Annotated in this window: 14 protein-coding genes and 1 riboswitch; of the genes, 8 read left to right on the top strand and 6 right to left on the bottom strand. The window is 64.0% G+C overall.

The window, feature by feature from the left end; translation table 11 throughout:
• Positions 1 to 13 precede the first annotated feature (13 nt).
• The 3 genes from groES to VGN68_RS00415 all read left to right on the top strand — a co-directional run bounded on the left by groES (position 14) and on the right by VGN68_RS00415 (position 2,988).
• The gene (gene groES, locus VGN68_RS00425) at positions 14 to 301 is read left to right on the top strand and encodes a co-chaperone GroES (RefSeq protein ID WP_088440350.1); all 288 of its coding nucleotides are present in this window, start codon (positions 14 to 16) and stop codon (positions 299 to 301) included.
• A 63-nt stretch (positions 302 to 364) separates the two neighbouring features.
• Positions 365 to 2,008 carry a chaperonin GroEL gene (gene groL / locus VGN68_RS00420; RefSeq protein WP_327472787.1) on the top strand — a complete coding sequence of 548 codons (1,644 nt, stop codon included), beginning with the start codon at positions 365 to 367 and terminating at the stop codon, positions 2,006 to 2,008.
• 212 nt (positions 2,009 to 2,220) lie between these two features.
• Positions 2,221 to 2,988 (top strand): glutaminyl-peptide cyclotransferase, encoded by a 768-nt coding sequence (locus VGN68_RS00415; protein WP_327472785.1) that lies wholly within the window; start codon positions 2,221 to 2,223, stop codon positions 2,986 to 2,988.
• A gap of 144 nt (positions 2,989 to 3,132) precedes the next feature.
• Here the strand turns inward: VGN68_RS00415 and VGN68_RS00410 are convergent, their stop codons facing one another.
• From VGN68_RS00410 to VGN68_RS00395, 4 genes are all read right to left on the bottom strand, one after another.
• A complete protein-coding gene (locus VGN68_RS00410) occupies positions 3,133 to 3,828 on the bottom strand; it encodes a DJ-1/PfpI family protein (RefSeq protein WP_327472783.1) in 696 nt (231 codons plus the stop codon).
• A 21-nt stretch (positions 3,829 to 3,849) separates the two neighbouring features.
• Positions 3,850 to 3,942, bottom strand: a riboswitch (ZMP/ZTP riboswitch).
• Between the two features lie 34 nt (positions 3,943 to 3,976).
• Positions 3,977 to 4,186, bottom strand: coding sequence for a hypothetical protein (locus VGN68_RS00405; RefSeq protein WP_327472781.1), 210 nt, complete (start codon positions 4,184 to 4,186; stop codon positions 3,977 to 3,979).
• 84 nt (positions 4,187 to 4,270) lie between these two features.
• Positions 4,271 to 4,597 (bottom strand): entericidin EcnAB, encoded by a 327-nt coding sequence (locus VGN68_RS00400; protein WP_293700353.1) that lies wholly within the window; start codon positions 4,595 to 4,597, stop codon positions 4,271 to 4,273.
• A 191-nt stretch (positions 4,598 to 4,788) separates the two neighbouring features.
• On the bottom strand, positions 4,789 to 5,106 hold the full coding sequence (locus VGN68_RS00395) for a hypothetical protein (protein WP_327472773.1): 318 nt from the start codon (positions 5,104 to 5,106) through the stop codon (positions 4,789 to 4,791).
• Positions 5,107 to 5,334: 228 nt separating this feature from the next.
• Here VGN68_RS00395 and VGN68_RS00390 point away from each other — a divergent pair, with 228 nt between their 5' ends.
• From VGN68_RS00390 to VGN68_RS00370, 5 genes are all read left to right on the top strand, one after another.
• A complete protein-coding gene (locus tag VGN68_RS00390; protein WP_327472771.1) occupies positions 5,335 to 6,327 on the top strand; it encodes a metalloregulator ArsR/SmtB family transcription factor in 993 nt (330 codons plus the stop codon).
• The gene (gene metF, locus VGN68_RS00385) at positions 6,324 to 7,262 is read left to right on the top strand and encodes a methylenetetrahydrofolate reductase (protein ID WP_327472769.1); all 939 of its coding nucleotides are present in this window, start codon (positions 6,324 to 6,326) and stop codon (positions 7,260 to 7,262) included. The genes VGN68_RS00390 and metF overlap by 4 nt, the downstream gene beginning before the upstream one ends.
• Complete coding sequence (locus tag VGN68_RS00380) at positions 7,259 to 8,308, top strand: homocysteine S-methyltransferase family protein (RefSeq protein ID WP_327472767.1); 1,050 nt, start codon at positions 7,259 to 7,261, stop codon at positions 8,306 to 8,308. Before metF ends, VGN68_RS00380 begins: the two co-directional genes overlap by 4 nt.
• A 150-nt stretch (positions 8,309 to 8,458) precedes the next feature.
• Positions 8,459 to 11,083 carry a methionine synthase gene (gene metH / locus VGN68_RS00375; RefSeq protein WP_327472765.1) on the top strand — a complete coding sequence of 875 codons (2,625 nt, stop codon included), beginning with the start codon at positions 8,459 to 8,461 and terminating at the stop codon, positions 11,081 to 11,083.
• A gap of 373 nt (positions 11,084 to 11,456) precedes the next feature.
• A complete protein-coding gene (locus VGN68_RS00370; RefSeq protein ID WP_327472763.1) occupies positions 11,457 to 12,410 on the top strand; it encodes a right-handed parallel beta-helix repeat-containing protein in 954 nt (317 codons plus the stop codon).
• A 148-nt stretch (positions 12,411 to 12,558) separates the two neighbouring features.
• On the opposite strand, the gene VGN68_RS00365 is transcribed toward VGN68_RS00370, so the two are convergent.
• Both VGN68_RS00365 and VGN68_RS00360 read right to left on the bottom strand, forming a co-directional pair.
• Positions 12,559 to 13,065, bottom strand: a complete 507-nt coding sequence (locus tag VGN68_RS00365) for a YbjN domain-containing protein (RefSeq protein ID WP_293698057.1) — start codon at positions 13,063 to 13,065, stop codon at positions 12,559 to 12,561.
• 136 nt (positions 13,066 to 13,201) lie between these two features.
• Positions 13,202 to 13,484 (bottom strand): accessory factor UbiK family protein (locus VGN68_RS00360; protein ID WP_327472757.1); only part of this gene is annotated, 283 nt, incomplete at its 5' end.

The following is a 13,484-nucleotide window of genomic DNA, read 5'->3' as shown; positions in this document are numbered from 1 at the left end:
TGGAGGGATATCCATGCAATTTCGTCCGCTGCACGACCGAGTGCTCGTCCGCCGTATCGAAGCCGAAGAAAAAACGGCTGGCGGCATCATCATCCCCGACACCGCCAAGGAAAAGCCGCAGGAAGGCGAAGTCGTCTCCGTTGGTTCGGGCGCCCGCGCCGATGATGGCAAGGTGACCCCGCTCGACGTCAAGGCCGGCGACCGCATCCTGTTCGGCAAATGGTCGGGCACCGAAGTCAAGGTCGACGGCGAAGAGCTGTTGATCATGAAGGAATCGGACATCCTCGGCGTCATCGCCTGAGCGATTTGATCGAATCTCGAGTGAAGTTGCGCAGTTTTCTGCCATTTTTGAAGGAGCATCCACATGGCTGCAAAAGACGTAAAATTTAGCCGCGACGCGCGCGAACGCATTCTGCGCGGCGTCGACATCCTCGCCGACGCGGTGAAGGTGACCCTCGGTCCCAAGGGCCGCAACGTCGTCATCGACAAGAGCTTCGGCGCCCCCCGCATCACCAAGGACGGCGTCACCGTCGCCAAGGAAATCGAACTCAAGGACAAGTTCGAAAACATGGGCGCGCAGATGGTCCGCGAAGTTGCTTCGAAGACCAACGACCTCGCCGGTGACGGCACGACCACCGCGACCGTCCTGGCGCAGGCAATCGTCCGCGAAGGCATGAAGTCGGTTGCCGCCGGCATGAACCCGATGGACCTGAAGCGCGGCATCGACCTCGCGGTCACCAAGGTTGTCGAAACGATCAAGGCGCAGTCGAAGCCGGTTTCGGGCACTGCCGAAATCGCGCAGGTCGGCATCATTTCGGCCAATGGCGACACCGAAGTCGGCGAGAAAATCGCTCAGGCGATGGACAAGGTCGGCAAGGAAGGCGTGATCACCGTCGAGGAAGCCAAGGGTCTCGATTTCGAGCTCGACGTTGTCGAAGGCATGCAGTTCGACCGCGGCTATCTGTCGCCTTATTTCATCACCAACCCGGAAAAGATGCTCGTCGAGCTGGCCGATCCGTACATCCTGATCTTTGAAAAGAAGCTGTCGAACCTTCAGTCGATGCTGCCGATTCTCGAAGCGGTTGTGCAGTCGGGACGTCCGCTGCTGATCATCGCCGAAGACATCGAAGGCGAAGCGCTCGCCACGCTGGTGGTCAACCGCCTGCGCGGCGGCCTGAAGGTCGCGGCCGTCAAGGCACCCGGCTTCGGCGATCGCCGCAAGGCGATGCTGCAGGACATCGCGATCCTCACCAACGGTGAAATGATCAGCGAAGACCTGGGCATCAAGCTCGAAACCGTCACGCTGAACATGCTGGGCCAGGCCAAGCGCGTCACGATCGACAAGGACAACACGACGATCGTCGATGGTGCCGGCGATGCCGACACGATCAAGGGCCGCGTCGAACAGATCCGCGCGCAGATCGAAACGACGACCAGCGATTACGACAAGGAAAAGCTGCAGGAACGTCTGGCGAAGCTCGCTGGCGGTGTTGCGGTGATCAAGGTCGGCGGCGCTTCGGAAGTCGAAGTGAAGGAACGCAAGGATCGCGTCGATGACGCTCTCCACGCAACCCGCGCTGCGGTCGAAGAAGGCATCGTCCCCGGCGGCGGTACCGCGCTGCTGTACGCCACCAAGGCGCTCGAAGGCCTGACCGGCGTGAACGAAGACCAGACCCGCGGCATCGACATCATCCGTCGCGCGCTGCAGGCTCCGGTTCGCCAGATCGCCGAAAACGCCGGTTTTGACGGCGGCGTCGTCGCCGGCAAGCTGTTCGACCAGAATGACAGCAACTTCGGCTTCAACGCCTCGACCGACGTCTATGAAGACCTGGTCAAGGCCGGTGTGATCGATCCGACCAAGGTCGTTCGCGTCGCGTTGCAGGACGCCGCCTCGGTTGCTGGTCTGCTGATCACCACCGAAGCCGGCATCGCCGAAACGCCCGAAGACAAGCCCGCCATGCCCATGGGCGGCGGCGGCATGGGCGGCATGGGCGGCATGGACTTCTAAGTCCAAACCGTTCGGCGCTCAGCCAATGAAAAGAGGGTCGGGGGAGCAATCCTCCGGCCCTTTTCTTTGCCCGTGATTCTCATCGTCACCCCGGACTTTGATCCGGGGTCCATTGCGGCGGCGCGGTCATGGATGCCGGATCAAGTCCGGCATGACGAAATAGGGCGCGTGGGACATTGCCGGTTAAGGCGATGCCGCATAACTAGGCCGCAATGATGTTCGCCCTTGCCTTCGCACTGCTCACCAATCCCGCCGTTGCCACGCCCGCCGGACCGCAAGTGATAGAACGCTGCGGCTATCGCATCGTCCAAAGCTACCCCCACGACGCAACCAGCTTTACCCAGGGCCTGTTCTGGGAGGGCGGCCATCTGTACGAAGCCACCGGCCAATATGGCCGCTCGCGCGTTGCGCGGCTCGACCTCAAGACCGGCAAGGCAGTCGCGCAGACCAGCCTGCCCCCCGACCAATTCGGCGAAGGTATCACGCGCTGGCGCGACCAGATCATCGGCGTCACTTGGCAGGGCGGGGTTGGCAATCGCTGGCGGATCAAGGATCTGAAACCCGCCGGCACCTTCAAATATGCCGGTGAGGGGTGGGGCGTCACCATGGTCGGCGACAGTTTGGCGCTGAGCGACGGCACCTCACAGCTGCGCTTCTTCGATCCCGCGACGATGACCGAGCAGCGGCGCGTCACGGTGCGCTTCGGCACCCGCCCGCTGGCGATGCTCAACGAACTGGAGACGATCGACGGCGAAATCTGGGCCAACGTCTGGATGACCGACCTGATCGTGCGGATCGACCCGGCCAGCGGCGCCATCAAATCCTACATCGACCTGTCGGGATTGAAGGAACAGGCCGGTGCCACGGGCCATGACAGCGTCCTCAACGGCATCGCATGGGACGCGAAGAAGAAGCGCCTGTTCGTCACCGGAAAATATTGGCCGAAGCTGTTCGAGATTGCGCTGGCTGACTGTCGTTAGCGATCAATCCTCCCTGTCGCGCAGCGATGGGGAGGTGGCAGCACGAAGTGCTGACGGAGGGGCTTTGGCGCAAACGTCGCTGCCCCTCCACCATTCGCTTCGCGAACGGTCCCCCTCCCCATCGCTGCGCGACAGGGAGGACTACTAGAGCGAACGCTCCAGCGCCTGCTCCATCCGCGCCGCTGCGGCGTCATAAACGCGCGTCTTCAGTCCAGCGGTAATCGCAGCGGGCGTCCGGTCGGGGTGCCCACCGACATAGGGCGGCGCGGGGTCATATTCGATCGCGAGCTGGATCGCCTGCGCCACCGCGTCGCCGTGCAGCCGGCCGATCAGCGTCAGCGCGAAATCCAGCCCCGACGTCACGCCGCCGCTGGTGACCACATTTCCGTCCTCGACGATGCGCGCATTCACCGGTTCAGCGCCGACCAGCGGGAGCAGATGGGCATAGGCCCAATGCGTTGTCGCCCGCTTGCCGGTCAGCAACCCGGCGCGGCCGAGCAGGAAGGCGCCGGTGCAGACGCTCGTCACCCAGCGCGCGCCCGCGGCTTGGCGCGCGATGAAGTCGATCGTTGCGAGGTCGTTCAATGCCTCGGTGACGCCATGCCCGCCGGGGATGCACAGGATGTCGGCTGGCGGACAGCTGGCGAATTCGTCGGTCGGCAGGATCGAGAAGCCGCAATCGGTGGCGATCGGGTCTCGGTTCGCCGCTGCGCCGACCAGCCGCGCGCCGGGCATCCGGCACAGCGCCTGCGCGGGCGCGGTGAAATCGAGCTGGGTAATGCCCGGAAACAGCAGGAAAACTATCGTAGTGTGGGCAACGGTTGCGGGCGCGTCGGTCATACGGATGTCCTTGCAGTTGCAGTGGATCACCCAGGCGCGCGGCTCGAAATGGCATGTCCACCAGCCCCGCTTCCCGATGGGTCTCCATCTTCAGCGCCAGTCGCGAGGCCATCCAAGACTAACGTTGCTGTGCGCGAAGGGGAAGACGCTATCTGTCCACTGTCTCGCTCGCGCCGCTGGTCGTCTCAGCTGCGGCTGCTGGGGCGGCAGCGCGGCTTTCGAGCATTTCGGCGGCATCGTCGAGCGCCTTTGCCTCGCTGACCGTCACTCCGCCGGGGCCGGGTTCGTTATCGGTGCGGCTGCATCCCGCGACCAGCGTCGCGGCGATCAGAATTGCGACGGGGCCGCGGCGGTGCATCGATTTCTCTCCCACAAAAAAGGGCTCCATCCGCGGGGGATGGAGCCCTTTCTATAGTCGCACGCTCATAGGCGCGCCAACGACTTACTTGTCGTTGGCTTCGGCCTTCTTGGTTTCAGCTTCGATCTTGTCACCGGCGGCCGCAGCAGCGTCGCCAGCAGCGTTGACGGTGCCTTCGACAGCATTGCCGGCCTTGTCGGCAGCAGCGGCGGTCGCGGCAGCGGCATCGTCGGCAGCAGCAGCGGTGGCGTCGGCTGCGTCGGCAGCGCCTTCGGCCATGGCGTCGCCGGTGGCGGCGGCGTCGTCAGCCATCGAATCGGCGGTTTCGCTAGCGGCGTCTTGGGTCTTTTCCGAGCAGGCAGTGAGGCTGAAGGCCGCGGCGGCCATCGAAGCGATGAGGATCTTGCGCATGGGTATTCCTTTCGAAAACAATGGCCGCATGACCGACCATAGATGGAAAGAGTTAGCGAGGGATGCGAAGCTTGGCAATCAATAGCTTTTGGCCCTTGGCGGGACACCAAGGGCTCGCAAAACGAACAAAAGGGGCGCCAGCAAACTGACGACCCCCCTTGTTTCTTTGGCCGAACCGACCGGTAAGAAGCTTACTTCTTGGCTTCTTCCATCGCGCCCTTGGCGGCGTCGGTCGCTTCCTGGGCGGCGCCAGCAGCTTCGGCAGCCTTGTCGGTTGCGGTCGCAGCGTCGCCAGCAGCGGCGGCGTCAGCTGCGCCTTCAGCAGCGGCGCCAGCGGTCGCAGCAGCGTCAGCAGCGCCTTCGGCGGCTTCCATCGCGCCGTCAGCCGCGCCTTCGACGGTTGCCGTATCTTCGGTGGTGACGGCTGCGTCTTCGGCAGCCTTTTCACCGCAAGCGGCGAGGCCGAGCGATGCGGCGAGGACGAGCGACATGGTGATCGATTTTTTCATTTGGGAAACCCCTCTCGGTTTGAACTGATCGACCGGCACAGGAACAGATCGATCCCGGAATATGCCAATCCCGCGCAGAATTACTCGCTCGGCAAATGACGTGCAACGCCCTTTTTTCGGGCGCCGATATGTTTCATGGCGAATGGCTTGCGGACCAGTCGGCTTTGGCGGAAATAGGGGTGCGCAGCTTGGTTGACCAGATATAAAGAAAGCTTTATATGTGATCCCATGAGTGAGCTGATCGACATCTTTCGGGCGCTGGCCGACCCGACGCGCTTACGAGTCGTCGCCTTGCTGCGCGAGATGGAGCTGGCGATCGGCGAACTGGCGGTCGTGCTCGACCAGAGCCAGCCGCGGGTGTCGCGCCATGTCCGCATCCTGGTCGAAGCAGGGATTGTCGAGCGGCGGCGCGAGGGCAGCTGGGTGTTCCTGCGGATCGCCAAGAGCGGGCCGATTGCCGACATCATTGGGCAAGCCGAAAGCTGGCCGTTCTCGGCGCGCGAGGCGCTGGTGATCGCGCATGACGCGCGGCGCCTGGCGGCGGTGCGCGACGAACGCGTCGCGGTCGCCGAACGCTATTTCGCCGAACATGCTGCCGAATGGGACGCGATCCGCTCGCGCCACGTCGCCGAAAGCGAGGTTGAGGCGGCGATGCTGGCGATGATGCACAACCGCAGGCTCGGCCATTTGCTCGACATCGGCACCGGCACCGGACGGATGGCGGAGATATTTGCGCCGACCGCGCGCCGGATTACCGCGCTCGACCGCAGCCCTGAAATGCTGCGCATCGCGCGGGCGAAGCTGGCGGGGCAGGCGGTCCCGGTCGATCTGGTGCAAGGCGATTTCCTCAACCTGCCGGTCGGTGACGCGAGCGTCGACAGCATTGTCATTCATCAGGCGCTCCACTTTGCCCACGAACCCGACCGGGTGATTGCCGAGGCGAGCCGAGTGCTGCGCGGCGGCGGCCATCTGCTGATCGTCGATTTTGCGCCGCATGGCGACGAGGCGCTGCGCGATCAGGCGGCGCACGCACGCCTCGGCTTTTCGGACGCGCAGATCCGCGGCTGGTTAGCGTCGGCGGGGCTGCTGCTGGAAAACACCCAAACCCTCGAAGGGGGCGAGCTGGTCGTCAAGCTTTGGCTTGGCCGCCGACGCAGCGATGAAGATCAACCGCCGGTCGCTCACGATGGCGACGGGCAAAGTAAAAGGCTTGCGGCATGACGTCGAATTTGAATTCGCTCGCGGAAGCGCGCCGCGCCGCGGCCTCGCCGCTGTTCGCCAATCTGGATGGCGACATCGGCGTCAGTTTCGAATTTTTCCCGCCCAAGACCGAGAAGATGGAAGCGCAGCTGTGGGACACGTTCCGGACGCTGGAGCCTTTGGCGCCGCGCTTCGTGTCGGTCACCTACGGCGCGGGCGGCTCGACGCGCGAACGCACCCATTCGACCGTCGCCCGCATCGCCGCCGAAAGCGCCGTGCCGCCCGCCGCGCATTTGACCTGCGTCGAAGCCTCGCGCGCTGAAATCAACGAGGTAGCAGAGGCCTATTGGGAGGCCGGAGTACGCCACATTGTCGCGCTGCGCGGTGACGTGCCGGGTGGCGCGCCCTATCGTGCGCACCCCGACGGCTACGCCAATGCGGTCGAGCTGGTCGCGGGACTGAAAGCGGTCGCGCCGTTCGAAATCTCGGTCGCCGCCTATCCTGAAACCCATCCCGACGCCGATTGCCCGCAGGCTGACCTGGACAATCTGAAGCGCAAGCTCGACGCCGGGGCGAACCGTGCGATCACGCAGTTCTTTTTCTCGCCAGACAGCTTCCTGCGTTTCCGCGATGCGGCGGCCGCGGCGGGCATCGACGCGCCGATCATTCCGGGCATCTTGCCAGTGTCGAACGTGTCACAGACGCGGCGCATGGCCGATATGTGCGGCACCGCCATCCCGGCGTGGATGGTGTCGCTGTTCGACGGGCTGGACGATCATCCTGGCGCGCGCCAGCTGGTCGCCGCAACCGTGGCCGCCGAAATGTGCCGCCGGCTGTATGCAGGCGGGGTCCGCGATTTCCATTTCTACACGCTTAACCGCGCTGAGCTCAGCTATGCGATTTGTCATTTGCTGGGGCTGCGGCCGGTCGCGAACGCAAAGGATCAGGCAGCATGAGCAGCGCACGCGAAGCATTGGTGGCAGCAGCAAAAACCCGCATCCTGCTGACCGACGGCGGCTGGGGGACGCAGATTCAGGATCGCAAGCTGGTCGAGGCCGATTATGCCGGAAATCTTGGCCTGACGCATGACCAGAAGGGCAATAACGACATCTTGGCGCTCACGCGCACCGACGTGGTCACCGCGATCGGCGAAGCCTATCTGGCGGCGGGGTCGGACATTGTGTCGACCAACACCTTTAGCGCTAACCGGATCAGCCAAGCCGATTATGGCGCCGAACATCTGGTCGCCGACATCAACCATGAAAGCGCGCGGCTGGGGCGCGAAGCCGCCGACAAATATGAAGCGATCGACGGTCGCCGCCGCTTCATCGCGGGCGCGGTCGGGCCGACGAACAAGACGCTGTCGCTGTCGCCCGACGTCAACAATCCCGGTTTCCGCGAAATCGATTTCGACGAGCTGAAGGACGTCTATCTGGAACAGGTCATCGCGCTCGCCGAGGGCGGAGCCGACTTCATCCTGATCGAGACGATCTTCGACACGCTCAATGCCAAGGCGGGCATCGCCGCGACCCTGGAGGCCGAAACGAAGGTCGGGCGCGAATTGCCGCTGATGATCTCGATGACGCTGACCGACCTGTCGGGTCGCAACCTGTCGGGCCACACGGTCGAGGCCTTCTGGTACGCGGTGCGTCATGCGAAGCCGCTGACGATCGGGCTGAACTGCTCGTTCGGCGCCGCGCAGCTGCGTCCGCATGTCAAAGTGCTCTCCGAAATCGCCGATGCACTGGTGATGGTCTATCCCAACGCCGGGCTGCCCAACGAACTCGGCGAATATGACGAGCTGCCCGAGACCACGGCGGAATTGGTGCGCGAATGGGCCGAGCATGGCCAGGTCAATATCCTGGGCGGCTGCTGCGGATCGACCCCCGCGCATATCGCTGCGATGGCAAAGGCGATCGCGGGGCTTCCGGCGCGGCAGATCCCGCAAGTGCCGGTGCGGACGCGGCTCGCCGGGCTGGAGCCGTTTACGATGGCGGCATGATCGATCCTCCCCACTCGTGGGGAGGTGGCCGCGCGCAGCGCTGACGGAGGGGGTTCTCGGTCAGCAGCCAAGTTTTTTGACGAGAGCCCCCTCCACCACCGCTTCGCGGCGGTCCCCCTCCCCACCAGTGGGGAGGATTTTGGATAACAAATGACCGAGACAACCGCCTCCGCCACCAATTTCGTCAACATCGGCGAACGCACCAACGTCACCGGATCGGCGGCGTTCAAGAAGCTGATCCTTGCCGACGACTATGCCGCGGCGGTCGAGGTCGCGCGTCAGCAGGTCGAAAACGGCGCCCAGATCATCGACGTCAACATGGACGAAGGCCTGCTCGACGCCGAATATGCGATGACCACCTTCCTCAAGCTCATCGCCGCCGAACCCGACATCGCGCGGGTGCCGGTGATGATCGACAGCTCGAAATGGTCGGTGATCGAGGCGGGGCTGAAGTGTGTCCCTGGCAAGCCGATCGTCAATTCGATCAGCATGAAGGAAGGCGAAGAACCCTTCCTCGAAAATGCCCGCAAATGCATGGCCAATGGCGCCGCGGTCGTCGTGATGGCGTTCGACGAGGTCGGGCAAGCCGACACCAAAGAGCGCAAGATCGAGATTTGCGAGCGCGCCTACAAGCTGCTCATGACGATCGGCTTCCCGCCCGAGGACATCATCTTCGATCCCAACGTCTTCGCGGTCGCCACCGGCCTCGAAGAACATGACAATTACGCCGTCGATTTCATCGAGGCGGTCAAGGTCATCCGCGTCCGCTGTCCGCATGTCCATTTCTCGGGCGGCCTGTCGAACCTGTCGTTCGGCTTTCGCGGCAACGAAACGGTGCGCCGCGCGATGCACAGCGTCTTTCTCTATCATGCGATCCCCGCCGGTCTCGACATGGCGATCGTCAACGCGGGGCAGCTCGACGTGTACGACACGATCGATCCCGAACTGCGCGAAGCCTGCGAGGATGTCGTGCTCAACCGCAAGAAGGACGGCGAGGCCGAAAGCCCGACCGAGCGGCTGATCGCGCTCGCCGAACGCTACAAGGGCAGCAATCCCGCGCAGGAAAAGGCCGCCGAGGAATGGCGCGGCTGGCCGGTCGCCAAGCGGCTCGAACATGCGCTGGTCAAGGGCATCGACGCCTATGTCGTCGAAGACACCGAAGAAATGCGCCAGCTGATGCCGCGCCCGATCGAAGTGATCGAGGGGCCGTTGATGGATGGCATGAACGTCGTCGGCGACCTGTTCGGGTCGGGCAAGATGTTCCTGCCGCAGGTCGTCAAATCGGCGCGCGTGATGAAAAAAGCCGTCGCGCATCTGCTGCCCTTCATCGAAGCCGCCAAAGAGCCGGGCGCGAAGGGCAAGGGCAAGGTCATCATGGCCACCGTCAAGGGCGACGTCCACGATATCGGCAAGAATATCGTCGGCGTCGTGCTGCAATGTAATGGCTTCGAGATCATCGATCTCGGCGTGATGGTGCCATGGTCGAAAATTCTGGAAGCGGCGAACGAGAATGACGCCGACATGATCGGCCTGTCGGGCTTGATCACCCCCTCGCTCGACGAGATGGTGACGGTCGCCGAGGAAATGCAGCGCGCCGGGATGACGATGCCGCTGCTGATCGGTGGCGCCACGACGTCAAAAGTCCACACCGCGCTGCGTATCGATCCCGCCTATCAGGGGCCGGTGCTTCACGTCCTCGACGCGAGCCGCGCGGTCGGCGTGGCAACGGCGCTGGTCAGCGACACCGGGCGCGACGCCTATGTGCAGGGTTACAAGGACGACTATGGCCATATCCGCGACGTGCGCGCGGGCAAGGGGCAGAGCGTCCTCCACACCCTCGAAGAAGCACGCGCCAATTATTACGACGCCTATCTCAGCGACAAGCCCGCACCGCCCTTGCAACCCGGGCTTCACCGCTTCGACGACTGGTCGCTCGAAGATTTGCGCGACTGCATCGACTGGACGCCGTTCTTTCGCGCGTGGGAATTGCACGGCACCTGGCCGTCGATCATGGACGACGAGGTGGTTGGTGAGACGGCGCGCGCGCTGAAGGCCGACGCCGACGCGATGCTCGACCAGCTGATCGCCGAAAAATGGCTGACCGCCCGCGGCGTCTGCGCCTTCTGGCCGTGCGCGCGCGACGGCGACGATGTGACGATCCACTTGGCTGAGGAAGAGCGCCATGTGACGCTCCCCTTCCTGCGCCAGCAGATCAAGAAAAGCCGCGACCGCGCCAACATGTGCCTCGCCGATTTCATCGATCCGGCGGGCGACTGGATCGGCGGCTTCGCGGTCGGGATCCACGGTCTCGAGCCGTTTTCCGAACGCTTCCGCGCCGACAAGGACGATTATTCGGACATCCTGCTGAAGGCGCTGGCCGACCGCTTTGCCGAAGCCTTTGCCGAGCGGCTGCACCAGCATGTCCGCACCACCCTATGGGGCTATGCGCCGGGCGAACAGCTGACCAATGAGGCGCTGATCAAGGAGGAATATCGCGGCATCCGTCCGGCGCCCGGCTATCCCGCCTGTCCCGACCACAGCCTGAAACCGATCCTGTTCGAACTGCTGTCGGCGGAGGAGAATGCCGGGCTGGTGCTGACCGAAAATTTCGCGATGCTGCCGACCGCGGCGGTCAGCGGCTTTTACTTCGGCCACCCCGAAAGCCAGTATTTCGGGGTCGCGCGGATCGGCAGCGACCAGCTGCAAGATTATGCGCGCCGCCGGGGGGTCGATCTAGAAACTGCGACGCGCTGGCTGCGACCCAATCTGGATTGAGTCTTTGCATCATTGTCACCCTGAACTTGTTTGGCGGTCATCCCGTTCTTGCAAGTACATGCTCCCCGGCGAAAGCCGGGGTCCAGGGAGCCACAAAACGACGTTCGCCTGCTAACGCCCTGGGCCCCGGCTTTCGCCGGGGAACAGCCGCTTACTTGGTGCAAGGGCACAATTGCCAACTTGTTTCAGGGTCCATGGCCGGACATGTTCTTAACCGCGGCGTTTGTTGAGAGGGCAGGCCATGGATGCTGAAACAAGTTCAGCATGACGAAGGTCTTAATGTTCGCCCGACCTCCTGTCCGACAACGGGACGCGCCCGCGATTAACCGCCTTCGCAAACGACTGACGGCGCGAAACGCGCTATAGGGCGTTCATGCTTAAGTCCCTTTTCCGTCGGCCGATGTTGCCGCTGCTCGCCCTGCCGCTCCTCCTCGCCCCGGCGCCGCTGCCCGCGCAAACTGGCGGCGCGCCTTACAGTGTCGATGGCCGCAGCTTTGGGCGGCTACAGGACGCCGTCAACGCAATTGGCGACGGCGAGGGGACGATCCGCATCGCCCCCGGCTATCACCGCGACTGCGCCGTACAGACGGCGGGCCGCATTGCGTTTGTCGCTGCCGAACCCGGCCGGGCCATCTTCGACGGCGTCACTTGCGAGGGCAAGGCCGCGCTGGTGCTGCGCGGCGCGGGCGCGCGGATCGACGGACTGGTGTTCCAGAATATGCGCGTCCCCGACGGCAATGGCGCGGGCGTCCGGCTGGAAACAAGTAACCTCGACATCGTAAACGCGATGTTCCGCAACAGCGAGCAGGGCATTTTGACCGCCGACGATCCCGACGCCACGCTGACGATCGACCGCTCGACCTTCTCGCGCCTCGGTCGCTGCGACCGCGGGCTCAGCTGTGCGCACAGCGTTTACACCGGGATTTATGGCAAGGTCGTCGTGACGCGGACTCGCTTCGAAAAGGGCAGCGGCGGCCATTATCTCAAAACGCGAGCCATCGCGGTCGATATCAACGACAACAGCTTCGACGACACCCAAGGGACGGCGACCAACTATATGATCGACCTCTCGTCAGGATCGGTCGGCCAGATCGCGAACAACATGTTCGTGCAAGGCAAGGACAAGGAAAATTACTCGGCACTGATCGCGGTGGCCGCCGAGGAACGCAAGAATCCGTCGCGCGGCCTGTCGATCACCGGCAACCGCGCCAGCCTGCCCGCGGGCATCGGTCGCACGTCGGTGTTTGTTGCCGACTGGAGCGGCGAGCCGCTGGCGATCGGGGCGAACGAGCTGGGCGCGGGGCTGACGCGGTTCGAGAAACGGTAGGCATTCCCCTCAATCCGTTCGTCCTGAGGGGCCATTGAGCTTGTCGAAATGGCGTCTCGAAGGACCTGCGCGCCCGCCTGGTCCTTCGAGACGGGCCTTCGCCAAGGCTCAGTCCCTCCTCAGGACGAACGGATCAGGGAGAAAGGCCTCAGGCCTCGCCCCGCGTCTCGATCAGCGATGCCGCCAGCGCCTCGGCAGGCGATTTGCCGCCCCACAGCACGAACTGGAACACTGGGTAAAAGCGCTCGCATTCGTCGATCGCGCTTTCGATCAGCGTCTCAGTCATGTCGAGCGACAAGGATGCGTCGCCGCCGATCAGCATCCCGTGGCGGAACAATATCGTGCCACTGTTCGACCACAGCTCGAAATGGCCCAGCCACAATTGCTCGTTGATCAGCGCCAGCGCCTCGTGCGCGACGGCGCGCTTGTCCTCGACGACGCGGATGTCGGGAAAGGCGAGCAACTGGATGACCCCGTCGTCGGCGCGCCACACGGCGCGCAGCTCGTAGGTCGTCCAGCTGCCCTGCGCGGTCGCGACGATCTCGTCCTCGCCGACCATCTCGTGCGGCCAGTCGTGCGCGGCAAAATAGGACGACAGCATATCCATCGGTGCTGCGTCCTGGCCGTCCTCGTCGTCGTAAATATCTTCGCTCATGGGGGCGCTTTAGCGGCTGTTCGATCGGGTGGCGAGTCGCGATGCCCACCACCAATCGTCATCCCGGCGAAGGCCGGGATCTCGCCAGTGCCGAAAGACGCGAGGGTGAGACCCCGTCCTTCGCCGGGGTGACGACTTATGTCTTTGGCGCAGCTTTCGGCTTCGCCGCAGCTTTAGGCGCAGCCGCAGGCTTGGCCGCAGCTTTCGGCGCAGCCGCAGGCTTGGCCGCAGCGGCCTTCGGCGCAGCCGCAGGATTCGCTCCGCCTTCCAGCTTGTCCAGCCGCGCCTTCAGCGCCTCGGTCTCGGCGCGCGCGGTTGCGGCCATCTGCTTCACCGCTTCGAATTCTTCGCGGCTGACGAAATCCATCCGGCCGACCCATTCCTTGGCGCGTTCGCGCATCGCGGCTTCGGCCTCGCGG

This window comes from Sphingopyxis sp., from assembly GCF_035998965.1.
Lineage (GTDB): Bacteria > Pseudomonadota > Alphaproteobacteria > Sphingomonadales > Sphingomonadaceae > Sphingopyxis.
The sequence above is the reverse complement of the archived record's forward strand: the minus strand, read 5'-3'. Positions and strand labels throughout refer to the sequence as shown.